This is a genomic window from Bradyrhizobium sp. dw_411 (assembly GCF_018449695.1).
In the GTDB taxonomy this organism is placed as follows: Bacteria; Pseudomonadota; Alphaproteobacteria; order Rhizobiales; family Xanthobacteraceae; genus Bradyrhizobium.
Genome location: NZ_JAAVUY010000018.1, coordinates 62,588 through 86,668, shown reverse-complemented (window position 1 = coordinate 86,668; position 24,081 = coordinate 62,588). Strand labels below are relative to the sequence as shown.

Below are 24,081 nucleotides of genomic sequence, written 5' to 3'. Positions count from 1 at the left end.
CAACGCGACAGGCATCCATGCCAAAAGCTTCGGAATTTCACTGGCGGAGCGTGTGATTCCGGCAACAGGATTTGGAGCGACTCCCCTTTTCTCTGTTACAATATCCACTCCGCTTGAGGATGCTGCCGGAATCGGAGCGCAACGGACGAGGTAGCCGTTCATTGACAATGTCCGGCCCCTCTTTATGCTCAATCGCTTACCGATCACAAAGATGGGAATCGGCGATCTTCCGGTTCTTGCGGGCGGATATCAGGCCTAAGGTCGAATCCGCCTCGCACATCAGCGGGCCTCTTACGGTCCCATATTCAGGAGTTCAGGGATGACATCCGTAACATTTGCGCCGACAGCCGCGCCTGTCGCGATTCCGGTTCGCGAAGTGCTGCCCTGGGCCGTTTTCGCCGGTCTCGTGCTGATGATTGCGCTGTATTTTGTCGGTGCCGAAGAAGGCGCAACGTCGCTGATCCGCGGCATGTATGTGCACGAGTTCCTGCACGATGGCCGCCATCTGCTTGGCTTCCCCTGCCACTAACGCATGATCGGCTTGTCGCGAATCCAGGCGCGCGCGACCGCCGTCTCACACGAGGAAACTAGGATGGTCGGAATCCTTCTGACACGCGGGATGCTGGTCGGTTTTGTCGCGGGCCTGTTGTGTTTCGGCTTCCTGAAACTGGTGGGTGAGCCGCAAGTCGATCGCGCCATCGCTTTTGAGTCGGCGATGGAGGCCAGGGAAAAGCCCGGCGCCGGGCAACCCCAGCACGATCATTCCGCGCATGACCATTCCATGCATGATCATTCCGCGTCTGCGACACCCAAGTCGGCGGAAATGGCAAAGGACGAGCCCGAAGAACTGGTCAGCCGATCGACCCAGGCCGGCCTCGGCCTGTTCACCGGCGTGACGGTGTACAACACGGCGTTCGGCGGTCTGTTTGCTCTGGTATTCGCGCTGGCCTATCGTCGCATGGGCGACTTCGATGCGCGAACGACTTCCGCGCTGCTGGCGATCTGCGGCATCATCGCGGTCTATTTCGTGCCGATCATGAAATATCCGGCCAATCCGCCGGCGGTGGGCAATCCCGAGACGCTCGGCATGCGCACCGCATTCTATTTCGCGATGATCGCGATCTCGCTCGCAGCGATGATCGCCGCCTGGATGCTGCGCAACCGGTTGCTGCAACGCCATGGCGGCTGGAACGCGGCACTGATGGCGAGCGCGGCCTATTTCATCGTCGTTATCTGCGTCGCTCTGGCGCTGCCCGAAGTCAACGAGGTCCCCGATGCGTTTCCCGCCGTCGTGCTGTGGCAGTTTAGAATAGCCTCAGCCGGTGCGCAGCTCATCATGTGGACCGTGATCGGCCTCGCCTTCGGCGCGCTGGCGGAGCGTGCGGAAGGAAGCCGGAATTTTCTGCGGCTGAAGACCGCGAGATATTAAGCCGGTTGCCCGCCTCTCGCGACAGGGGCGCAAGATCGGCGTGTATGTGCTGTGGGGCAGTTTGACCGATGGCCACGCGTCTAAAACTGCTCTGCCATGCCTCCACGTCGGCGGTGCGGACCTCGACCTTTCCGGCCGATGAGCCGCTCGACGATCAGGGACGGCAAAAGCTCGCAGCTTTCCCGAATTCCTTCCTGAATTCCTTGCGCCACAATGATCGCTGTTTGACGAGCCCGGCGCTGCGGGCCCGCCAGACCGCCGAGGCGCTTGGGCTCACGGCTACGATCGACCTCACATTGCGCGATTGCGATTACGGCCAATGGACCGGGCGCACCTTCGAGGAAGTGCAGGCGCAGGAGCCGCAAGCCATGGCCGAATGGATCGGCAATCCGGAAGCGACGCCCCATGGCGGGGAATCCATGGCGGCGCTGATCGCGCGGGTATCGAGTTGGCTGGACGCACAGAGTGCGGCACCCGGGACGGTTGTCGCCGTCACCCACGCTTCGGTGATGCGTGCCGCCATTGTCTGCGCACTCAAAGCGCCGCCGCAATCCTTCTGGCACATCGATATCGCGCCGCTGTCGCTGGTCCGGCTCAGCGGCCATGGCGGCCGCTGGACCCTGGCCTCGATCAGTTCCGGCAAGACCGACGCCTCCGGCGCGGATTAACCCTGTCAAATCGGGGCTGCCAAATCGGCCCTGTTGCCGGTCACAGCCACGCTAGTTTTTAACGATTCCAATCATATAGCCGTTATTTGGGTGTTACAAAGTGAACCGTTTTCACCCCTGAAAAAGGATGCATTCTTGCTCGTCGCGTTCCTGATCATGCTCCGCGAAGGTATTGAGGCGGCGCTGATCGTCGGCATCATCGCCGGCTATCTCAAACAGACCGGCCGCGAGAACATGCTGCCCTCGGTCTGGATCGGCGTGGCCATCGCGCTATTGCTCTGCACCGCGCTCGGCATCGCGCTGGAAATGGCCGGCGCCGAATTTCCGCAGAAGATGCAGGAGCTGTTCGAGGGCATTGTCGCGCTGCTGGCGACCGGCATTCTGGCATCGATGGTGTTCTGGATGGCCAAGGCCGCGCGCTCCATCAAAGCCCAGTTGCATGATTCCATCGACGCCGCCACGAAATCCGATGATCGTCACAGTTTCGCGCTGGTCGGCATGGCGTTTCTCGCCGTCGGCCGCGAAGGACTGGAATCGGTGTTCTTTCTGATCGCGACCTTGCAGCAGGATGTCGGCATCGGCGTGCCGATCGGCGCTGCGCTGGGCGTGCTCTGCGCCTTCGCGTTCGGCGTCGCGCTTTATCGCGGCGGCATCCGGCTCAATCTGGCGACGTTCTTCCGCTGGACCGGCGTGTTCATCATCTTTGTCGCGGCAGGTCTCGCGGCCAGCGCGATCCGGGCCTTCCATGAGGCCGGAATCTGGAATGCGCTTCAACAGACCGCGTTCGATGTCAGCGGCGTATTGCCGAGCGACAGCATTGTCGGAACGCTATTGACCGGCATCTTCGGCTATCAGGATGCGCCCACGGTCGGCGAGGTCATCATCTATCTGGCGTTCCTGCTACCGGCGCTGTTTCTGTTTTATCGGCAGCGGCGCTCGCCCGCCGTTCCCCGCCCCGCCTGATTTTTTCTGCGTGTTGAAAGATATTTGCTGATGTCGTCGATTCCTTTCGCGTCGTTTCGAAACTCTCGCCTTGCGGCTTGCGCCGGTATCTCGCTCGCGGGAGTGGCGCTCTGCGGTCAGGGCTTCGCAGCAACGCCGGAGGCTTCGCAACCGGTCGCGATCACCATCACCGGCAAGGGGTGTGAGCCCAACGTCGTGACGGTGCCGGAAGGCAAGACCACGTTCAGGATCAAGAACGCGAGTGCCCGCGTGCTTGAATGGGAAATCCTCGATGGCGTCATGGTGGTCGAGGAACGCGAAAACATCGTCCCCGGTTTCGTGCAGAGCCTGACCGCGACGCTCAAGGCGGGCCAATACCAGATGACCTGCGGCCTCCTGAACAACCCGAAAGGCACGATTACGGTAACGGCCACGGGCACCACCGAGGCAAAGGCCGAGCCGGGCATGTCCGATCTCGCGGGACCGCTGACCGAATACAAGGTCTACGTCACCAAGGAGATCGTCGATCTCATCGCCAAGACCAAAATCTTTATCGACGCGGTGAAGACCGGAAAGCTGGAGGAGGCGCAGAACCTGTACGCGCCGACGCGCCAGCATTTTGAGCGAATCGAGCCGATCGCCGAACTCTTCAGCGATCTCGACAAGAGCATCGATGCCCGCGCCGACGATTTCGAGAAGAAGGAAAACGATCCGGCTTTCGGCGGCTTTCACCGTATCGAGAAGGCGCTGTTTGCGGAAAAGACCACTGCGGGCATGGAGCCGGTGGCCGACCGCCTGATGCGCGACCTGCAGGAGCTGCAAGGCCGCATTGCCGATCTTGCGATTCCGCCCAACAAGATGGTGGGCGGTGCCGCGGCGCTGATCGAGGAAGTCGCGGCCACCAAGGTCAGCGGCGAGGAAGAACGCTACAGCGGAACGGATTTGTGGGATTTCCAGGCCAATGTGGACGGCGCGCAGAAGATCTTCGATCTCTTGCATCCGCTGATCGCGGCGCGAAATCCGAAGCTCGATACGCGCATCCAGACGAATTTCACCAAGGTCGACGGACTGCTCGCGCTCTATCGCAACAAGGACCGCCAGATGACGACCTACGACAAGCTTTCACCCCGCGACCGTAACGCCCTCAAAGGCGCCATCACCGCTCTGGCCGAGGATCTCTCGCAATTGCGCGGCACCCTCGGCCTCGACTGAGATCGCATCATGACAAAGAAACAGCCGCCTTCCGACGCCACCGAAATCGCGTCCGTCACGCCGACGCGCCGGCATTTGATCGCAGCACTCGGCACTGCCAGCAGCATCGCCGCCCTCGGCGTGAAGCCGACGCCGGCCGCCGCCGCCGATCGCACGCCCGACGATGAAAGCGACGGCACGCTCGATGCCCAACCGTTCTTCGGCAGGCGGCAGTCGGGCGTGGTGACGCCGCAACCCGCAGCCGCGATGGTCGCGGCTTTCGATGTGCTGGCGGACGACCGCGCCGGCCTCGAAAAGATGCTGCGCATCCTGACCACGCGGATTTCAGTGCTGACCAAGGCCGGCCCGATCCCGGTGCTCGATCCCAAACTGCCGCCGGCGGAATCCGGCCTGCTGGGTCCGCGGATTTATCCCGACAATCTCACCATGACGGTCTCGGTCGGCGCCTCCCTGTTCGACGACCGCTTCGGGATTGCCGCACAAAAACCCAAGCATCTGGTGACCATGGAGCGGTTTACCAACGATGCGCTCGATCCCAAATTCTGTCACGGCGACCTGTTGCTGCAGATCTGCTCCAACACCGCCGAGACCAACATTCACGCGCTGCGCGACATCATCAAGAACCTGCCGGATTCGATCGCGCTGCGCTGGAAGCTCGATGGCTTCCTGCCCCCGCACACCATCAAGCGCGCCGGCAAGGACACCGTGCGCAATCTCTTAGGGTTCAAGGACGGCACCGCCAATCTCGATGGCCGCGACAACGCGCTGATGGACCGCGTGGTATGGGTGCAGCCCGGCAGCGATGAGCCGGCATGGGCTGCGGATGGCAGCTATCAGGTCGTGCGCATCATCCGCAATCTGGTCGAGCGTTGGGACCGCACACCGCTCGGCGAACAGGAAAAAATCATCGGCCGTCACAAAATGACGGGCGCACCGCTCAGCCTCGCTGCCGAGCATGACGTTCCCGATTACGCCAAAGACCCCAAAGGAGACCGCATTCCGCTCGATGCGCATATCCGTCTGGCCAATCCGCGCACCAGGGAGACCGAGCCCAGTCTCATCCTGCGGCGCGGCTTCAACTTCTCGCGTGGCATCTCCGCATCCGGTCAGCTCGACATGGGCCTGTTGTTCGTCTGCTTCCAGTCGAACCTCGATGCAGGCTTCCTCACCGTCCAGAAGCGCCTCAACAACGAGCCGCTCGAGGAATACATCAAGCCCACCGGCGGCGGCTATTTCTTCGTGCTGCCGGGCGTAGCGGATGAGAGCAGGTATCTCGGGCAGGGTTTGCTGGAGGCGTGATCGAAGCGAATGTGGATTAGCTGACCAATTTGGTGAGCGCTTCTGGGGCGTCAACAAAGGCGAAGGCATTCAGGAATTGCCGTCCCCACATGAAATTCCGGTCTACTTCCGTAAGTTCAGCCGCATCACAAACTTCCGTCCAGAACTTCTTGACGATCTTGATCTGGTGACCAATGAGTTCGGTGGCATCGTCAGCTTTAAGTAAAAAAAGCGGGGCCGCCTTGAGGCACAACGATATTTGGCTGCTGCGTTGTTCGCCCATGATCAGCATTGCCTGCGTTGCTTCCCCGCCGGATCTGGATTGCGGACAGATATCATAGGCTGGCGTCAACGATAGCTCGCTGCCATTCCAGAATGCTGCATGATTTCTGGCGTGATCGTCCGTATTGCCGCAAAGCACATTGAATACCATCCTTGCGTACAATTCTTTTAGCGCGGTTTTTGGCGACACAAATCTATGGCGCATGACAGTCGCAAAGTCTTCGTAGCTGGCATAACGGTCCATCATTTCGTCAAGGCTAAGCAGGGTTAAAGCCGAAACCATGACTCGGCGGCACCAACCGTCTTCGGCTTTTTGCCGATCGAAGCGCTCGATGAGAATGACATCTTTTCCGGTCGCACGTTCAAGCCTGACGGCGGCAGTGGCAATACCGGCTTTCTCCGCAAGCCGCATGGCGACGAATTCCGCCTTGACCACATTGTACAGATCGTTCTGCGATGAAAATTTGGCGACGAACTTCCCGTTGTTCGAAGTGATCATCGTTTTCGGGCGGGTACCGCCGATCGAACTTCCGTGCAAGAGAGCACGATCGAGGTCTGGGGGAAGCGGAATCCCTTTTTCGACAAAAACTGTCGCGCTTTGAAGTTGTTCGAGTGAGGCCGTCGAAGCCTCCCTCGCCACATATCGATCAGCCGATACCTGGAAATCCAATGCGCCTATACGATCGGAACCGGACTCCAGAAGGTAAGTGAGTTCATCAAGCTCCGTCGTATCAACGTCCTTCTTTCCGAATTTGCGGTTGATGAGGACCCGCCGCCCCCAGGCATCAGGTGCAGCATCACGTATGCAATTCGGCATTTTCAATCCCGGCGTCAGCGGCAAGACGCCGTTTCGCAACGGTAGCTCCGGCTCGTAGAGCGCGATCGCATTTTTCCGCGCAAGATAACTTCGTCCGTAGTTGAAAAGCAGCCGATCCCCGGAGGCTGACAGCCGGCCAGCCACAACCGGCGCCGTCTCTTCAGGCAGCCAGACCCATACGAAAGCCTCAGTTGGCTTTTTCTCAGAAGTCGTCATCGAGATTGGTCTGTGAGGTGCGGACAGCTTTCGGCAACAGCGTCATCACGGCACTATTAGACGCTACGGCGCTGGAGAGTGCCGCCTGATCGGTATCGAACAAGCGTACGCCGACAATGGCGGCGGCTTCGAATACGGCCCCAATCGTACAGCCAAGGTCGCCGTTCTCGACACGCCGCAGTAGACCGCGCGACATGCCCGCCCGATCGGCGAGTTCTTCCGTTGTCATTTTATGGTCGATACGCGCCTTACGGATGATCTGGCCTAAGAGGACAGCAGCATCTTTAGCGTAGGGAGAGCGAGGCCTCGCTATCTTTGGCATTTTGATCCATTAATAGACCACTAGGCGGATAATGGTCGATTTATAGACCAGTTTTATCTAGACGTCAAGTTTCGATCTATTAATGACCCATATAACGCCAAATGATCCATTTATAGCCCATTAGCCGCAAACCCGACCCACCTCGCTCGTAAACATCTCAATCCGTCCGCATCACCTGCGCGGGATTGGCGCGGGGATCGCGCGGGGTCCATCGGCCGGCTTCGACCTGCGTGATGAAATCCGCCACCAGCCGGTTGAACAGATCCGGCTCTTCCAGATTGAGCGTGTGGCCCGACTTCGGAAACACCGCGAGCGCCGAGCGTTGAATCGTGCGTTTGAGAAACAGGCCCGGTTGCAGGCAATGATCGTCCTCGTCGCCGACCATCACCAGCACGGGCGCTTTCAGCGCGCGAAACTCTGTCTCAAGATCATACAGCGAGGGCCGTCGCATCTGCACGCCGCGCATGGTGTTGGCCGCGCCTTTCGAATCGTGATGACCGAGCCGATCGGCGAACAATTGCCAGCCGCGCGGATCTTTCTCCTGGAATTGCACGCGCGAGGCGCCCTCCGCATAGGTCGGAGCGAAATCCTTCGCGCCGCGTTCCTCGAAATTCCTGGCGACCTGTTCGGAAACGCCCTTGAAATAGTCTTCGTGGATTTTTTCGGCGCCGTATCCCGCGCCCGCGGCGACAACAGACAGCACGCGCTCGGGATGACGCAAGGCACAGTGCAGACTGGCAAAGCCGCCCATCGACAATCCCACGACATGGGCCTTGTCGATGCCGGCCGCATTCAGCACATCGATGATGTCATCGGCGGCGCGCGCCTGTGAATAGGCATCGACCGATTGCGGAATGTCAGAGGGCGGAAAGCCGCGCGCCGCAAAGGTGATGCAGCGGTGGCGGCGCGGAAAGAAATTGAGCTGCGGCTCCCAGCTCCAGTGATTGCCGCCGAATTCATGGACGAAAATGATCGGCGTGCCCGATCCGGCGCTCTCATAGAACAGGCGGATGCCATCGCTCGTGGTCGCAAAGCTCATCGCAAAATCCTCAAATTATTGACCGGCGGGACGCGATGCCGCCATCGACCGTAAAGATCGTCCCCGACGTGTATCCGGAACGATACGACGCCAGAAACACAATGAGATCGGTGATCTCATGCAGATGTGCGGGCCGCTTGAGCGGATAGCGCTCCTCCAGTTCCTTGTAACGATCCTCGTCACCCAGCCATTGCTTGGCGCGCTTTTTCAGCATGCTATAGATGCGATCCGTATTTACAGGACCCGGATTGACCCCGACCACACGAATATTGTCGTCGAGCGAATGCCCGCCCATCGCGCGCGTGAACGCCATCAGGCTGGCATTGCCCGTGGTCCCGGCGACGTAGTTCGGATCGAACACTTCACCGCCATTGCCAATATTGTTGATGATCACCCCACCGCCACGCGCTTTCATCCGCGGATAGATCGCGCGCGTCAGGTTGATGTAGCCGAACACTTTCAGCTCCCAGCCGGCACGCCATTTGGATTCATCGACATCCCAGAGATTGCCGCTGGGAATGACGCCGGCATTGTTGACGAGAATGTCGATATCGCCGATGGACTCGACCAGCGGATTGATCACATCCGATGACGTCAGATCCAGCGGATGGATCGTGACTTTTACCCCTTGCCCCCCGTGCGCCGCCTCGATCTCGGACTTGATGGCCGCAAGCCGATCGCCGGAACGCGCGACCAGGTGAAGATGACAGCCCTCCTCGGCAAAGGAGCGCGCCACGCCTTCGCCGATCCCCTGCGACGCGCCGGTAACCAGCACCGACTTGCCCTTGAGCCTCAGATCCATGTCAATCGTCTCCGCTTTGCATGCAAGATAAGTGTCTTTTGTATCTAAGTCGGAAACAAGCATGATTTCGGTATGCACGATAGCTAAAAACTTCGGCTCCAATCGCCAATTCAATAGGCCGTTGGCCGATATTCTATGCAGAAATGGTATTCTGGCATAATGGCGCTTGCGCCGGGAGGCGATCGATATGATGCTGGCGGTCATGCAGTCCGGTCCGCCGTCGCTGCGGGGGAAAAGAGGGAGAAGATCGATGCGCGTTTCACGTCGTGGCGTGTTGAAGGGCATGGGCATCGCCGGCTTGGGCGCCGCTGGCCTGCCACTCGCCACCCCCGCCATCTCGCAAGGCGCGGCAAAAGTCAGCTTCACGACCTCCTGGATTCCCGAAGGCCCCAATCTGTTCGCCTATGTCGCGCGCGACAAGGGTTTCTGGAAGAAGGCCGGTCTCGACGTCAGCGTCGCGCGCGGCTCGGGGTCAGGCGCGGCGGCACAGGCGGTCAGCGCCGGTACCTTCGATTTCGGCATGGCCGCGACACCGACTGTCATCGTGCAGGCCGCCAAGAAACTGCCGATCACCTGCATCGGCCAGATCAATTACGACGCGCTGATGGGCATCGGCCTGCTCGCGGCCTCCCCGATCAAGACGCCGAAGGACCTTGAAGGCAAGAAGCTCGGCGCCAGCGTCAGTTCGGGCGAATATCCGTTCCTGCCGCTCTATGCGGAGAAGGCCGGCTTCGATCTCAGCAAAGTGCAGGTCGTGCAGATCGACGGCAAGGTGCGCGAGCGCTCGCTGATGGAAAAGCAGGTCGATGCTGTCTCCGCCTTTGCCACCAGCACGATCCCCTCGCTGTCGCCGCTCGGCACGGATGTTCGCTTCATGCTGTTCCGTGATGCCGGGATCGAATTCTACGGCCAGTCGCTGACCACCCAGCCGCAGCGGCTGGAAAAGGATCCCGCGCTGTGCGGCGCCTTTGTCGCCGGCGCGCTGGAAGCCATCCGCTTCACCATGACGAACTTCGACGAAGCGCTCGATATTTTCCTGAAAGCCAACAGCGAAGTCGCGATCTCTTCGACCGGCAAGGAATACGCCCGCATCGGCCTCGGACTGACCAACCTCACCAACCTCGTGCCCGAAGTGAAGGAACATGGCTTCGGTTACGCCGATCCCGCCAAGGTCGCGACCATGGCCGACCTGGTGGTGAAATATGCGGCGGGCGACGGCGCGACCAAACCCGATGTCGGCGCGCTGTTCACCAACCGCTTCGTCGGTAATGTCACGCTGAGCGCCGATGAGCTGGCCGCCGCCGAAAAGGGCGCCGCCGTCTTCCGCAAATATGTCAGTTGATTTGACCCTGCCGCTACCATTGACCAATTCGATACCCGCCATCAACGCCGGCGCGGCGCCATCAGCGCCGCTGGTGTCCGTGCGCGCCGTCGAGAAGACCTATTTCACGCGGCAGGCGCCGGTGCAGGCGGTGGCGTCGGCGTCGCTCGACGTCGCGCGCGGCGAATTCGTCTCGCTGCTCGGTCCAAGCGGCTGCGGCAAGAGTACACTGTTGATGATGATCGCCGGGCTCGAACAGCCGACCGGCGGATCGATATTGTTAGGCGGCGCTGAAGTCAAAAAGCCGCGCCGCGATATCGGCGTCATCTTCCAGGATGCAACATTGCTGCCATGGAAGAGCGCGCTCGACAACGTACTGTTTCCGATCCGCATTCTCAAATTGCCGGTCGAAGCCTATCGCCCGCGTGCGCTTGAGCTTCTGAACATGGTCGGGCTCTCAGGCTTCGAGCACAAGAAGCCGTCGGAGCTGTCGGGCGGCATGCGCCAGCGCGTCGCGATCTGCCGGTCGCTGATCCATGATCCGGATATTCTGCTGATGGACGAGCCGTTCAGCGCGCTCGACGCCATCACGCGCGACCAGATGAACGTCGCGCTGTCGGAAATTCTGGAAACCTACAAGAAGACCGTGATCTTCGTGACCCACTCGATCCGTGAAGCCGCGTTCCTGTCCGACCGTGTGGTCGTGATGGGCGGCCGCCCCTCCACCATCGCGCTCGACATGACCATGCCGTTTCCACGGCCGCGGCGCTTTGAAATTGAGGAGACGCCCGAATTCGCGCTGGTCTGCCGCAAACTGCGTCTCACCATCGAGGAAGCCCATCAAAACCCGCTTGCCGTTCGAAGCGCGGCATCTGGAACTTTCGCTGGAAAGATTGAGTGATGGCAACGACAGGCATCGGCACCGAAACCGGCGCGATCATCGCCACACCCACGCCACCAAAAGAAAGCGGCGGTGCCAATGTGCGCGGCATCGTGTTGCCGCTGGGATTGGCCGCCATCGTGCTCGTGGGCTGGCAGCTCGCAGTCACGCTCGGCCACATCCCGCCGGTGATCCTGCCCTCGCCGGTCTCGATCACCAGATACATCATCGAGCGTTATGACATCCTGCTGATGCATGCGGTGCCGACGACGCTGGAATCCGCAGCCTCCTTTGTGCTGGCGACATTGCTTGGGATCGCGCTGGCGATCATCATCACCTATTCGCAGATCGCGCGCGAAGCGCTCTATCCCAATCTGGTGTTCTTTCAGTTGATCCCGAAGATCGCGCTGGCGCCCTTGTTCATCATCTGGCTCGGGATCGGCTCGCAATCGCGGATCGCGTTCTCGGTCTTCATCGCGTTCTTTCCAGTCGTGATCGCGACCACGGCGGGCTTTGCCAATGTCGACAAGGGCATGCTGCGGCTGTGCCGGGCGCTGACCGCAAGCGAGTGGCAGATCTTCACCAGTGTGCGCTTTCCGGCGGCGCTGCCGCATATTTTCAGCGGCATGAAGATCGCGATTACGCTGGCCATTATCGGCGTCATCATCGGCGAGTTCATCACCGCACAGGCGGGACTCGGCTATCTCATCATCTTTGCCACTGCACGCGCCGACACCGAGATATCGATGGCGGCGATCGTGGTGCTTTGTATCTGCGGCCTGTTGCTTTACGGACTCGTCGCACTCGGTGAATCCATAGCGAACCGGTTTTACTCGGCGGACAATTCATGAAGACCATCGCAGGCGCCCCCGCCGTCGCGCGGGCAACGAATTCAACCGAAGAGCCTGAATCGCTTTCGGCCGGCGTGGTTCACCGTCTGGAAGTTGAAATCCTCAAAGGCCAGCGCAAGCCCGGCGACCGTCTCGACGAGCGTCAACTGGCCGAACAATATGGCGTGTCGCGCACCCCGGTGCGCGAGGCGCTGCAACGGCTGGCCGCCAGCGGCCTCGTGGTGTCGCGCGGGCGGCAGGGACTGCAGGTGGCGCAGCTATCGATCGCCGATCTGCTTGATGCCTTCAGCGTCGCGGCCGAGATGGAGGCGCTGGCTTCGGCTCAGGCCGCCCGCCGCATCCGGCCCGAGCAGCGAACCCGCCTTGAAGCCGCGCATCACGCCTGCGCCGCCGCCGCGCAAGCCGGCGATGTCGATGGGTTCTACGAAGCCAATCTCGAATTTCACGAAACGATCTCGACGGCCAGCCACAACCGGATTCTGCAGGACGAATTGCGGCGGCTGACCGTGAAGATCTCGCCCTATCGCCGCACCATCACCTATCAGCCCGGCCGGATGGAATCCTCGATCCCCGAACATGAGCAGATCATGATCGCGATCTTCCGCGGCGAGCCGATGCAGGCGAGCCTCGTGATGCGTTCGCATGTCACGCTATTGGGTGAAGGCCTCTCAGACCTGCTGCATTTCCTGCGGGTATCCGGCGATCAAAACCTGCTGGCCGAGTTGGCCTGAACGGGCCGAGCATCAAACCGCAGGCGTCACGCGCGCGGCGAACCGCTTGAAAGCCCAATACGCCGGAAAACACAGCACCAGCATGAGGGCCCCGAAGTCGAAGGCCACCGCGGCCGTCCCGGCCCGGCTCGAGAGGATGCCCGCGACAATGGGCGCGGAAACGACGAATAAATAAAACAGCGTGAAGTAGATTCCCATTCCAACCGCCCGCAATGGCGGGGTGAGGATGCGCGCGGGCAGGCTCATGATCGGACCGGCCGACAGACCGCCGACAAGGCCCAGCGCGACAAAGGCCGGGATCACCGCATCGGTGCGGTTCGCCGCTAAAAGCGCGATCGCAAACAGTGCAAAGCCCGCCAGCATGATCGCGATGGGCTTGCCGGTTCTGTCGGCTAGAAAGCCGCCCAAGGGAACCGATGCGCTGACAAGCCACAGCACCAGACTCGTCGCCGAACCCGCCGCGGCGAGCGTCCAGCCGCGCTCGACCAGCATGGTGATTCCGAAGCCGAACACCATGCCGATGGCGGCATTGAAAAGGCCCCACATGATCCCCGCCGCAACCACCGGCCGGATCACGGACGGATGCGGCCAGGAAGCTGGAGCTGCCGGAGCGGATTGAGTGGCTGGCGCCATCTGGGCAGGCGGCCGATACAATGTTGCAAGCAGGACCAATCCGAGCGCGCAGAATGTGGCTGTCAGCAACAAGGCGCTGGTGATGCCCTGTGCGGCGGCAAGCGCCGGCAGCACAAACAGGCACAACGCGATCCCCGCGGGCCAGGAATTGACAAAGATCGCCATCGCGGTGGCGATTTCCTTGCCGGCGAACCAGTCCGTCACCATTTTCGACATCAGCACGTTGAGCAGCACACCGCCAATGCCCGCGACGATGCGGCCAGCGATCTGCCATCCCCAGGTCGGCGCGAACGCCATCGCAAGACCGCCCGCGATCATCAGCACGAGACCGAACAGCACCACGCGCTTGTCGCCGAAGCGGCGTCCGATCTCGCCACCCGGCAACGCAAAGGCGAGGCCCGGCGCGAGATAAAGACTGATCAGGAATCCGATGTCGCCAAGGCCGACGCCATATTGCTTCATCAGGGCCGGTGACATCGACGCCACCGACTGAAACTGGAACGCCATGCTCAGGCGCACGACGAACAGCAGAATCAAAACATTCCAGCGCTGCGTCACCTGTCAGGCTCCCCACCACCCCACCCGGCTTCCAGGTCCGGTCAGATGTGAATGCTATCTCAGGCGTAGAACGCTGCCCAGCCAATGAGCGCTCCGGCTAGCTGACACCGGCCAATTGCGGCGTGACGTCCAGCTCACCTCTATCAGGACAAATGATCTCCACCCGGCAGCCGGGTCCGGAGAGGATCGACAATCTGAAACCGTGCAACTTGACGATCGCGGTCACGAGATTGAGTCCGAGGCCCAGTCCCGGCGTATTTCTCACCTTGTCGGAGCGATAGAAACGCCGCTGCACGGCGACGCGCTCATTTTCGTCGATCCCGCAGCCGGTATCGGCCACCCGCATGATGGTTTCGCCGTTACCGCGCAACAACGCGATATTCACCATTCCGCCTTCGGGCGTGAACTTGATGGCGTTGTCGACCAGATTGGCGACGGCTTCGATCAACAGATCGCGGTCGCCACGCACCGTCAGATTCTGCGACGGCTCGATGCGCAGCGTGATGTTCTTGCTTTCGGCGATCGGCTCGTAAATATCCGATACCGCACGCAGCATATCGTTCAGCACGACGGTGCCGAAGCGCGCGGACCGCTCGTTGTTTTCGATTTCCGCAAGCCGCAGCAGCGCGGTTATGATCGTCAACGACTTGTCGATACCCGCGATAGCCTTGTCTGAAACCGCATGGAACTGCTCCAGCGTGCTGGCGTTGGCGCGCCCCCGCTCCAGCGTCAGCCGCACGCGCGTCAGCGGGGTTCGCAAATCGTGGGCAATGTCATTGCCGACGCCGGCGAGCGCGTGAATCATCTTCTCCATTTCATCCAGCATGCCGTTGACGATCACGACGAGTTTCGAGAAGGGATCGCCGACGTCACGATGCGGGAATCGCTCATGCAGGTCGCCGGCGATGATGCGCTGAACCCGCTGATTGATCTCTGCCACCCGCCTCTGTGCGCCAAGGCTCAGCCAGGCCCCGGCCAGCAAGCAAAGGAAAAAGGCCGGGATCAGCCCCCACGCCAGCGCCTGTCCGACAACATGGGCCATCTCGGTGGCCTCGTCGATATTTCGCCCGAGCACCAGCACGTCGCCGTTTTCCATGCGCCAGGCGATCGCCCGGACCGTCTGGGGTTCCCGAAAACCCCGATCTGTCCTGATGATGTCGGCGCCTTGCGCTTGAGCGTCGATTTGCAAATGTGACGGCAGGCTTTCAAGATTACCGGTGATCAGGCGGCCGTCGGCGCTAAATATCGCCGCGAGTTGCACCCCCCGAAGGTCCTGTTTAAGCCGCTCGTCGACGGCATCGCGCCGCCGTTCGGGTGGAAGCGAGGCAATGCCCTCAAGCTGCGCGGCGACCACCCGGTTACCTCGTGTGATCAGATAGTCGCCAATCCGCCAGTAGATGATTCCGAAAAGTCCGGTGACGAACACCGCAAATACCGCGGCCACCACCAGGGCCCAATAGAAGGTGTTGGAGCGCAGGAATTGTGCTTGACGCATTTTTATGGCGTTTTCTTCACACGAACCGGGCGCGATAAACCGGCCCCGGCACTAAGTAGCATTTCACGGTTGACGCCCCCCGCGACGGTCAAAAATCAGGTATCTCCTCCACTATCCCTGCCAGATGGCCGGGATGCAAGATGCCCCGGCCCCACCGGGCACCCGTCCGTATCGCTCCGCAACATGACCGCTGCTACGGAATATTTTCGCCGATGCGGGCCCGGATCAGAACGCCGCTCGCCACGCCCGCCGCTCCTGTCATATTGCGCCCGCCGTTTCATCAGCCCGTCATGGATTTACGTTGTATTGCGGTGGAAACGGGGCGCCCGGCTGCCCAGGCGGGCGCCCGTTCTATTGTGCAGGGGGAGTAACCATCGTGACGGCAAATACCGCGGAAATCATCGACAAGTCGCACCCGAAAGAAGCCACCGACGCCAGCGTCCTGTCGGCCGTCAACTGGGACGATTCCAAGATGGCCACCCACTTTGCCAATGTGGTCAATATCCAGAGCACGCTGGAACAGGTCGACCTGTTTTTCGGCACCAACCAGACCTGGAATGTTCCGAGCGATCGTCGCGTTCAGGTCGAGCTCAACAACCGCATCATCCTGAGCCCCCATGCCGCCAAGCGGCTTTGGCTGGCGCTCGGCGGCGTGCTGGAGGGTTACGAAACCCGCCACGGCGAACTGCGGGTCGAAGGCCGATAGGCAAAGCGCCTGTCGAACGGGGGTTCGACCGGCAACCGCGACGGGACCTGGTTATCGGCCAACCTGGCGGATAGATTTTCATGAGACTGACCGGACTGAATGCGGCATCGACATCGGGCGATGCCGCATCGTCTCAAGATGGCGACCGCGTTCAACTGCTGGAGCCCGCGCTCTGGAAGCAACTCGGAGAGGCCACGGATTTTCCCGCCTTCAGCCAGATCTGGCTTGCACTGCAATGCGGCCTGATCGGCAATGTCACGGGCGGCGTTGTCGTCGCCGTGCAGGATGCTCAAGCCACGCCGGTCGCGATCTGGCCGCAAAGCTGGGATTTCACATCGCTTTCAAGCGTCATTCAACCTGCCGCAGCGCAACGCCGTGGCGTCGTGCGCTACGATCCCGTCTCGACCGAATCGACCGCGGAAGCACATGCCGGCCTGACCGCCAGCCTCGCTTTTCCGATCCTCATCGGTGACGACATCCGCGGGATCGCCGCGGTCGAGTTGAAAAACGTCAGCGAACCACAGACGCGCGCCGCGATGCGGCAGTTGCAATGGGGTGCCGCGGGCCTGCGCGAATATCTGCTGCGGCAAGGCCGCCTCGATACGTCGCGTCAGGCGCGCCAGTCGCAAAGCGCGCTGGATATCCTGTCGGTGACGCTCGAGCAGGAAGGTTTCGACACCGCATGCCGTTCGCTGGTGACGGAACTCGCGGTCCGGTTCGGCTGCGAACGCGTCAGCGTCGGGATGGTGCGGGGCGGCCACGCCAAGGTGGTGGCGATTTCCCATAGCGCGCAGTTCGGCCGGGAGATGAATCTGGTTCGTCTCGTCGGGGGCGCGATGGACGAAGCGCTGGATCAGCATGCGCTGATCCGTTACCCGGCAGCATCAGACGAATTGAACGTGACGCGCGCGCATGCGGAGCTGGCGCAAAGCGGCGGCGCGGCATCGCTGCTCACGATTCCGATGTTCATCAAGGACCGCTTCATCGGCGCGATCACGTTCGAACACCCCAACGGATTCGATGCCGACACCATCACGGTGCTGGATTGCGTCGCCGCCACGGCCGCGCCGATCCTCGAAGAAAAACGCCGCAACGACCGCTGGCTGATCGTCAAGGCCGCCGAGTCGCTATGGAGCCAGTTCGAACATCTGCTCGGCCCGGGTTACGCCAAGCGCAAGCTGACCGTATTGCTGCTGTTGGCCGCCACTGCCGGCGGCTATTTCTGGCACGGGCTTTATCGTGTCACCACCGAAGCCCTGATCGAGGGCCAGATCCAGCGCTCGGTGGTCGCACCCTTCAATGGTTTCGTGCTGGAAGCGCCGGTGCGCGCCGGCGATACCGTCAAGTCCGGCCAGTTGCTGGCCCGTCTCGACGACCGCGACCTGCTGCTCGAGCGCCTGAAATGGCTGACCGAGCGCCAGCGCCGCAAACTCGAATTCGAAAAAGCGATGGGCGAACGCAATCGCTCCGAGCAGCAGATCTCCACGACGCAAGTCGAGCAGGCCGAGGCGCAGATCCGTCTCGTCGACGAACAATTGACGCGGGCCAGTCTCGTCGCGCCGTTCGATGGCCTCGTTATCAGCGGCGACCTCACCCAGTCGATCGGCGCCTCGCTGCAACGCGGCCAGGAAATGTTCCAGATCGCGCCGCTCGACAGCTATCGCGTCGTGCTCGATGTCGATGAAACCCAGATCGGCGATATCGCGATCGGCCAGAAGGGCCTGCTGGTGGTGTCGTCGCTGCCGGGAGAGGAATTCGCGCTGGCGGTCACCAAGATCACGCCAGTGTCCAAGGCCCATGACGGACACAACACTTTCCGTGTCGAGGGGCAGCTCGAAACCGCGGCGCTGGCGCTGCGTCCGGGCATGCACGGCGTCGCCAAGATCGACATCGATCGGCGGCGGATGGTCTGGATCTGGGCCCGATCGTTCCTCGACTGGGCCCGGCTGACGCTCTGGCGCTGGTTCAGCTAGGGAGCGCCAATGTCCAGCGGACTCTATAGCCCCTCCTGGTACCGCGTTGTCGATCTGCGGCCTCGGCTGCGGGCGCATACCGAAATTCACCGCCAGAGGTTTCGCGGCGGGGTCTGGTACCTGCTGCAGGATCACCAGACCGGCCATTTCCACCGGCTGTCGCCGGCGGCGCATCTCGTGCTGTGCCTGATGGATGGACGGCGCACCGTCAACGACATCTGGACGCGCGTCGGTGAGACGCTCGGCGAAGAGCAGCCCACGCAAGAGGAAATCATCCGCCTGTTGGCGCAGCTTCACAGCGCCGATCTGTTGCTCAGCAAGCTTCCGCCCAACATCGAAGAATTGAACGAGCGCGCCGACACCCATTCGCGGCGCGCTCTGATGACGAAGATCCGCAATCCGCTGGCGCTGCGGTTTCCGCTGCTCGATCCGAACCGGTTTCTGGATGCGACGCTGCCTTTGGTGCGACCGCTGTTCACGACTGCGGGTTTTATCGGCTGGATCGTTCTGGTCACGATCGGCATCGTGATGGGCACGATGAATGCCGCGGCGTTGTCGGGCAATGTCAGCGACCAGTTGCTGACCACGCAGAACGTCACGCTGATGCTGCTGGCCTATCCGCTGGTCAAGGCGTTTCACGAACTCGGCCATGCCTATGCCACTAAGGTCTGGGGCGGCCATGTCCACGAGATCGGCGTGATGCTGCTGATCTTTGTGCCGGTGCCCTATGTCGATGCATCGGCCTCGGCGGCGTACCGCAACAAGTGGAACCGGGCCGTGGTGGGCGCGGCAGGCATCATGGTGGAAGCGGCACTGGCGTCGATCGCGCTGTTCGTATGGATCTCCGCCGAGCCCGGACTGGTGCGCGCCTTCGCCTTCAACGTGATCCTGATCGGCGGCGTATCGACCCTGCTGTTCAACGGCAATCCGCTGCTGAAATTCGACGGCTATTATGTGCTGTCCGACATCCTGGAAATCCCCAACCTCGCCGCGCGCGCCAATAAATATGTGATCTATCTGGTGCAGCGCTACGCCTTCGGCATCGGCGGCATCTCGTCGCCCGCGACCGCCCCCGGCGAAGGGCGCTGGTTCACGATCTATGCGCTCTCAGCCGCGATCTATCGCCTGTCGATCCTGTTGACGATCGCGCTCTATGTGGCGAGCAAATTATTCTTTGTCGGCATTGCGCTGGCGATCGCTTCAGTGGCGAGCACCACGGTGTGGCCTGTTATCAAGGCGATTAAGTTCGTCGCCGGGAACCCACTGCTGTTCCGCCGACGCCGCCGCGCAATCATCGTCTCCTCGGTGACATCAGGCGCTGCCCTTCTGCTGCTGCTGGCGATCCCGCTGCCGTTCAACACCATCGAACAGGGCGTGGTCTGGGTCGGTGACCAGGCCGCGGTGCGGGCGCTGACGGACGGGTTCGTCGCTTCGGTTCCGGTCGCGAGCGGAAGCTTCGTCGATTCCGGCACGACGCTGGTCGCAGGCGAGGATGGCGTGCTGGTGCAAAGCACCGCGGTGATCGAAAAACATCTCAATGAGCTGCATTTCCGGCTAGAGGCCGCCATCCCACATGACATTGTCCAGGCCAACGTGCTGCGCGAACAGGTCCGGCTCACCGAAGGACAGCTTGAGCTCAGCCGGCGCCATCTCGCCGATCTCGATCTGAAAGCATCCAAGGCCGGGCAATTCCTCGTCACCGATGAAGCCGACCTGCCCGGGCGTTATCTGCACAAGGGCGACATCGTCGGCTACGTCATCGGCGACGACGATCCCATCGTGCGCGTGGTGGTTCCGCAAAACGATATCGATCCGGTGCGCCGCAACGTGCTGAAAATCGACATCCGTGCCGCCGACGATCTCGGCCATTCGCTGCCGGCCACCATCCTGCGCGAGGTTCCCTCGGCTACGGCGGAAATCCCGCATATGGCGCTGAGCACGGTCGGCGGGGGGCCGGTGCTGATGGACCCATCGAAAACCGAGCACCCGAAGCCGCTCGAAACCCTGTTTCAATTCGACCTGCGCGTTCCCGGCGGCATCGACAAGTCGCGGCTCGGCGGGCGTGTCTATGTCCGGTTTCAGCACGCGCCCGAACCGATTGCCTTTCGGATCGGCCGCGCGGTGCGCCAGTTATTCCTGAGGCAGCTCAATGTCTGACGCCTCAATGTCCGAACGGCTGGGGATTCCGCAAGCCGCCTTGCCGCGCGCGATCTTCTTTGCGGAGCGCACCCCGCCGCGCGAGAAAGCCATCGACCGGATCATGGTCGATCTGCAGGCGCGAATACTGACACCGTTCGCACGGTTGCGCGCGCGGAATTTAGGCCGCATTGCCGTGCAAGTCGGTGCGCATCGCGACCGTCTGCAGGCAATGGATGACGATGCATTGCGCGCCCTCGCCCGCGAGGTCCGGCTCGATCTGCGCCGCCATACCAAGCCGCGGACAGCCGATGTCGCGTTGAGCTTCGCCCTCATTCGCGAGGCCGCGGGACGCATCCTCGGCAAACCCCATTACGACGTTCAACTGATCGGCGGCTACGCCTTGCTGCGCGGCATGATCGCGGAGATGAACACCGGCGAAGGCAAAACCCTCACGGTGACGCTGGCGGCAATCACCGCGGCGTTCTGCGGCATGCCCGTGCATATCGTCACGGTGAACGACTACCTGGCGCAGCGCGACGCGGAAGAACTCGGCCCGCTCTATCATTTCTTCGGCGTCACCACGGGCTGCGTGGTGGAAGGCATGAAGCGCGACGAGCGGCGCGTCGCCTATGCCAATGACGTCACCTATTGCACCAACAAGGAACTGGCATTCGATTATCTGCGCGACATTCTCGCGCTCGGCCGCCGGCGCGGTCATCTGCGCTTCAAGATCGGCGCGCTGACCGGATCGCACGATGCAACATCCGGTGTGGTGCTGCGCGGGCTTCATTTCGCGATCGTCGACGAAGCCGATAGCGTCCTGGTCGACGAAGCCCGCACGCCATTGATCCTGTCGCAGGAGGCTACATCCGAAGGACAGGCTGAGCTGTATCGCCAGGCGCTCGAAAACGCCCGCGCGCTGCTGCCGGGGCGCGATTACACGATCTGGGGCGACGACCGCAGCATCGCCTTGACCTCGAGCGCAGTCAGCCAGTTGAAGGATCTAGCGGATCGACTCGGCGGCGCGTGGCGCAACCGTGTCCACCGCGAGGAACTCATCGTCCAGGCGTTGACGGCGCTGCATCTGATGCACCGCGACGAACACTACATCGTGCGCGATGATAAAGTTCAGATCGTCGATGAATATACCGGCCGCATCATGGCAGACCGGTTCTGGACCGACGGCCTGCATCAGATGATCGAGCTGAAGGAAGGCTGCGCGATGTCCGGCACCCGCGTGACCCTGGCGCGGATGACGTATCAGCGCTTCTTCCGCCGGTATCGCCGGCTGTCGGGACTGAGTGGCACCGCCCGGGAGGTCGGCGCGGAATTGTGGTGCGTGTATCGTTTAGCGATTGCGCAGATTCCGCTGAACCGGCCATCCCGCCGCAGCAACGTCCCTGCCATCGTGGCGCGCAATCTTGACTCCAAATGGCCGTTGATGGTGGCGAAAGCCCGCGAATTCTCAAGCCGTGGCGTGCCGGTTCTGATCGGCACGCGTTCTGTGGCGACCTCCGAACTGGCAAGCCGGCATCTCAGCACAGCGGGCCTGTCGCATGTCGTGCTCAACGCCGCGCAGGACAAGGCGGAGGCCGAGATCATCGCCGCCGCCGGCGAGCCGGGCCGCATTACGGTTGCGACCAATATGGCCGGACGCGGCACGGACATCAGGCTTTCGAAAGAGGCCGTCGCCAATGGCGGCCTTCACGTCATCATGCTGGAAGCGCATGACGCGCGGCGCGTCGATCGCCAGTTGGCGGGACGCTGCTCGCGCCAGGGCGAGCCCGGCACCTTCATCCCGATTCTGTCGCTGCAGGATGCCCTGCTCGACGAAACGCTGTCGCGATCCGAGAAGAAATGGATCCGGTTTGGTTACGGCCTGTATGGCCAAAGCTTCGCGCGCTGGATCATGCGCCGCGCCCAACGCAAGGCCGAACGCCTCCATGCCCGGATGCGCCGCGGTCTTTTAAGAAGTGACGAGGTTCTCGATCATGCTTTGGCCTTTTCCGGCAACACAGAATAATCGGATGAAACACGTTCTCACCGCACTCGCCATCGTGATGGCCCCCGCGGCGGCGATGGCCGCCCCGCCGTCCTTTGACTGCGTGATCGATCCCTCGGAGGTGGTCAAACTCGGCAGCCCCATTACGGGTGTGCTCGCCGAGGTCAAGGTCAACCGCGGCGACATCGTCACGCGCGGACAACCGGTGGCCGCGCTGGAATCCAGCATCGAGACCGCGGCGGTCCGGCTCAATCGCTTTCGCGCCGAAAGCACCGCCAAAATCAACGCACAGGAAGAGCGCCTGAAGCTGGCGCAATCACGCGTAGAGCGTTTCGGCGCCCCGCGGGGATTGGTCGTCACCCAGGACAAATATGAGGAGCTGCAGGCCGAGGCTCGCGTCGCGGAGCAGGAACTGCTGCGCGAACAGCAGGACCGCCAGCTTTCGCAACTGGAACTGGAACGATCGCAGGCCACGCTGGACCAGCGCACCATCCACAGCACCATCGACGGCATCGTCACCGAAAAGAAACTGTCGGCCGGCGAGTTCGTCAATCAGGAAGGCTATGTCGTCACGGTGTCGCGGCTCGACCCGCTCTATGTCGAGGTGTTCCTGCCGGTGGTCTATTACAAGCAGGTTCGCGTCGGCATGGAAGGCAGTGTGCAGCCGGCCCCGCCGATCGAGAATACCTATAGCGCCAGTATTTCAGTGGTCGATCACGTCTTCGATCCGGCCAGCGGCACCTTCGGTGTCCGGCTGACGCTGCCGAACCCCGGCAATACGCTGCCGGGCGGCCAGCGCTGCAAGGTGACGTTCGATTTCCCGAACGAGCCGGCCTCCGGCGCCGACCGCTGATCGGAAAGACCAACCCGGCATGCCCGCGCCCTTCTTCCTTCATCGCTCCGACCTCGACGACTTCAACCTGATCTACACCATGGGCAAGGTCGGCTCGTCGGCGGTGAAGCGCTCTCTTGAGAAGGTCAATATCTACTGCCGCCACTATCACTGGGCGACCGCCGGGACGGAAGCTTTCTTCGATCGCATGGAGCAAGTCTCGCCCACGGGATCGTCGCAGTGGAATTTCTATGTACAGAACCGGCTCAATATCCGCCGCGCCCGCAGTGCCTTGCAGGACCACGAATACGCATCCCTGATCAAGGTGATTACCGCGATCCGCGCGCCGGTCGATCAAATCCTGTCGCATTTTTTTCAAGGCCTACCCATCATCGAGGCCGCATTGGAGCGCAGGAAGCTGGAATTCAATGCCGACAATATCTCGCGCAATATTCGCGACGGCGTTGAGTTCTATATGGCCAAGTCAGACCGAACGATCGCAGACCTCACACGCGAATTGACCGAGGACAATTGCGACCGCATCATGTTCTGCTGGTTCGTGCGCAATTACGTGCACTGGTTCGACGAGGAGTTCAGGCCGTTTTTTCCGGTGGATATTCTGGCCGGCAAGGTCAACAGCGGCTTCCAGGTCGCCGGCAATGTCCTGATCTTCAGGTTTGAAGATCTGCCGATCCATGGCGAACGCGCCATCGCCGCCTATTCAAAGCGTCCGGGCCTGAAACTGACGCGCGAGAATATCGGAACCCAGAAGAATTACGGCGATCTGTACAGGGACGTGCTCGCCACCATCAAATTTCCCGCCGGTTTTGTCGACCACCTTTGCAGCGGGCCGTATGTGCGTCATTTCTACAGCGACGCCGAACGCGAAGCCATGCGATCGAGATGGATCGGCTGAAGCTCGTCGATTGAAACGCGGCGATCCTTGACGGCTT

The 24,081-nt window shown here is 61.6% G+C and carries 22 protein-coding genes; 16 read left to right on the top strand and 6 right to left on the bottom strand.

Going from position 1 to position 24,081, the window contains the following annotated elements; all coding sequences use genetic code 11:
* Nucleotides 1-319 precede the first annotated feature (319 nt).
* From HB676_RS26595 to efeB, 6 genes are all read left to right on the top strand, one after another.
* The gene (locus tag HB676_RS26595; RefSeq protein WP_213741445.1) at nt 320-529 is read left to right on the top strand and encodes a CbtB-domain containing protein; all 210 of its coding nucleotides are present in this window, start codon (nt 320-322) and stop codon (nt 527-529) included.
* 63 nt (nt 530-592) lie between these two features.
* Nucleotides 593-1,429, top strand: coding sequence for a CbtA family protein (locus HB676_RS26590; protein ID WP_213741444.1), 837 nt, complete (start codon nt 593-595; stop codon nt 1,427-1,429).
* Between the two features lie 68 nt (nt 1,430-1,497).
* A complete protein-coding gene (locus HB676_RS26585) occupies nt 1,498-2,097 on the top strand; it encodes a histidine phosphatase family protein (RefSeq protein ID WP_213741443.1) in 600 nt (199 codons plus the stop codon).
* Nucleotides 2,098-2,232: 135 nt separating this feature from the next.
* Nucleotides 2,233-3,060, top strand: coding sequence for an iron uptake transporter permease EfeU (gene efeU, locus HB676_RS26580; RefSeq protein ID WP_213741442.1), 828 nt, complete (start codon nt 2,233-2,235; stop codon nt 3,058-3,060).
* Nucleotides 3,061-3,090: 30 nt separating this feature from the next.
* Nucleotides 3,091-4,251 carry an iron uptake system protein EfeO gene (gene efeO, locus HB676_RS26575; protein ID WP_213741441.1) on the top strand — a complete coding sequence of 387 codons (1,161 nt, stop codon included), beginning with the start codon at nt 3,091-3,093 and terminating at the stop codon, nt 4,249-4,251.
* A gap of 9 nt (nt 4,252-4,260) precedes the next feature.
* Nucleotides 4,261-5,550, top strand: a complete 1,290-nt coding sequence (gene efeB / locus HB676_RS26570; protein WP_213741440.1) for an iron uptake transporter deferrochelatase/peroxidase subunit — start codon at nt 4,261-4,263, stop codon at nt 5,548-5,550.
* 16 nt (nt 5,551-5,566) lie between these two features.
* Here efeB and HB676_RS26565 read toward each other — a convergent pair whose 3' ends face one another.
* The 4 genes from HB676_RS26565 to HB676_RS26550 all read right to left on the bottom strand — a co-directional run bounded on the left by HB676_RS26565 (nt 5,567) and on the right by HB676_RS26550 (nt 9,007).
* The gene (locus tag HB676_RS26565; protein ID WP_213741439.1) at nt 5,567-6,844 is read right to left on the bottom strand and encodes a HipA domain-containing protein; all 1,278 of its coding nucleotides are present in this window, start codon (nt 6,842-6,844) and stop codon (nt 5,567-5,569) included.
* The gene (locus HB676_RS26560) at nt 6,831-7,166 is read right to left on the bottom strand and encodes a helix-turn-helix transcriptional regulator (RefSeq protein ID WP_213741438.1); all 336 of its coding nucleotides are present in this window, start codon (nt 7,164-7,166) and stop codon (nt 6,831-6,833) included. The genes HB676_RS26565 and HB676_RS26560 overlap by 14 nt, the downstream gene beginning before the upstream one ends.
* Nucleotides 7,167-7,323: 157 nt before the next feature.
* Nucleotides 7,324-8,205, bottom strand: coding sequence for an alpha/beta hydrolase (locus HB676_RS26555; protein ID WP_213741437.1), 882 nt, complete (start codon nt 8,203-8,205; stop codon nt 7,324-7,326).
* A 10-nt stretch (nt 8,206-8,215) separates the two neighbouring features.
* Nucleotides 8,216-9,007, bottom strand: a complete 792-nt coding sequence (locus HB676_RS26550; protein ID WP_213741436.1) for an SDR family oxidoreductase — start codon at nt 9,005-9,007, stop codon at nt 8,216-8,218.
* Between the two features lie 250 nt (nt 9,008-9,257).
* Between HB676_RS26550 and HB676_RS26545 the strand changes: the two genes are divergently transcribed.
* The 4 genes from HB676_RS26545 to HB676_RS26530 are packed head-to-tail and all read left to right on the top strand — an operon-like array spanning nt 9,258 to nt 12,790.
* Entirely contained in the window at nt 9,258-10,349 is a 1,092-nt protein-coding gene (locus tag HB676_RS26545) for an ABC transporter substrate-binding protein (RefSeq protein WP_213741435.1), read from the top strand.
* A complete protein-coding gene (locus HB676_RS26540; protein ID WP_213741434.1) occupies nt 10,339-11,229 on the top strand; it encodes an ABC transporter ATP-binding protein in 891 nt (296 codons plus the stop codon). Before HB676_RS26545 ends, HB676_RS26540 begins: the two co-directional genes overlap by 11 nt.
* Nucleotides 11,229-12,059, top strand: a complete 831-nt coding sequence (locus HB676_RS26535) for an ABC transporter permease (RefSeq protein WP_249780492.1) — start codon at nt 11,229-11,231, stop codon at nt 12,057-12,059. The genes HB676_RS26540 and HB676_RS26535 overlap by 1 nt, the downstream gene beginning before the upstream one ends.
* Entirely contained in the window at nt 12,056-12,790 is a 735-nt protein-coding gene (locus HB676_RS26530) for a GntR family transcriptional regulator (RefSeq protein ID WP_213741432.1), read from the top strand. The genes HB676_RS26535 and HB676_RS26530 overlap by 4 nt, the downstream gene beginning before the upstream one ends.
* 12 nt (nt 12,791-12,802) lie before the next feature.
* Here HB676_RS26530 and HB676_RS26525 read toward each other — a convergent pair whose 3' ends face one another.
* Complete coding sequence (locus HB676_RS26525) at nt 12,803-13,981, bottom strand: MFS transporter (RefSeq protein ID WP_213741431.1); 1,179 nt, start codon at nt 13,979-13,981, stop codon at nt 12,803-12,805.
* A 97-nt stretch (nt 13,982-14,078) separates the two neighbouring features.
* Nucleotides 14,079-15,476 carry an ATP-binding protein gene (locus HB676_RS26520; protein WP_213741430.1) on the bottom strand — a complete coding sequence of 466 codons (1,398 nt, stop codon included), beginning with the start codon at nt 15,474-15,476 and terminating at the stop codon, nt 14,079-14,081.
* Between the two features lie 376 nt (nt 15,477-15,852).
* Between HB676_RS26520 and HB676_RS26515 the strand changes: the two genes are divergently transcribed.
* From HB676_RS26515 to HB676_RS26490, 6 genes are all read left to right on the top strand, one after another.
* A complete protein-coding gene (locus HB676_RS26515) occupies nt 15,853-16,182 on the top strand; it encodes a DUF3467 domain-containing protein (protein ID WP_346347428.1) in 330 nt (109 codons plus the stop codon).
* Nucleotides 16,183-16,262: 80 nt separating this feature from the next.
* Entirely contained in the window at nt 16,263-18,155 is a 1,893-nt protein-coding gene (locus tag HB676_RS26510; RefSeq protein ID WP_213741429.1) for an efflux RND transporter periplasmic adaptor subunit, read from the top strand.
* A gap of 9 nt (nt 18,156-18,164) precedes the next feature.
* Nucleotides 18,165-20,312 (top strand): PqqD family peptide modification chaperone, encoded by a 2,148-nt coding sequence (locus tag HB676_RS26505; RefSeq protein WP_213741428.1) that lies wholly within the window; start codon nt 18,165-18,167, stop codon nt 20,310-20,312.
* Complete coding sequence (locus HB676_RS26500) at nt 20,305-22,317, top strand: preprotein translocase subunit SecA (RefSeq protein WP_213741427.1); 2,013 nt, start codon at nt 20,305-20,307, stop codon at nt 22,315-22,317. The genes HB676_RS26505 and HB676_RS26500 overlap by 8 nt, the downstream gene beginning before the upstream one ends.
* A 4-nt stretch (nt 22,318-22,321) precedes the next feature.
* Nucleotides 22,322-23,149, top strand: a complete 828-nt coding sequence (locus tag HB676_RS26495; protein WP_213741426.1) for an efflux RND transporter periplasmic adaptor subunit — start codon at nt 22,322-22,324, stop codon at nt 23,147-23,149.
* Nucleotides 23,150-23,168: 19 nt separating this feature from the next.
* A complete protein-coding gene (locus HB676_RS26490) occupies nt 23,169-24,044 on the top strand; it encodes a putative capsular polysaccharide synthesis family protein (RefSeq protein ID WP_213741425.1) in 876 nt (291 codons plus the stop codon).
* The last annotated feature ends 37 nt before the right edge of the window (nt 24,045-24,081 follow it).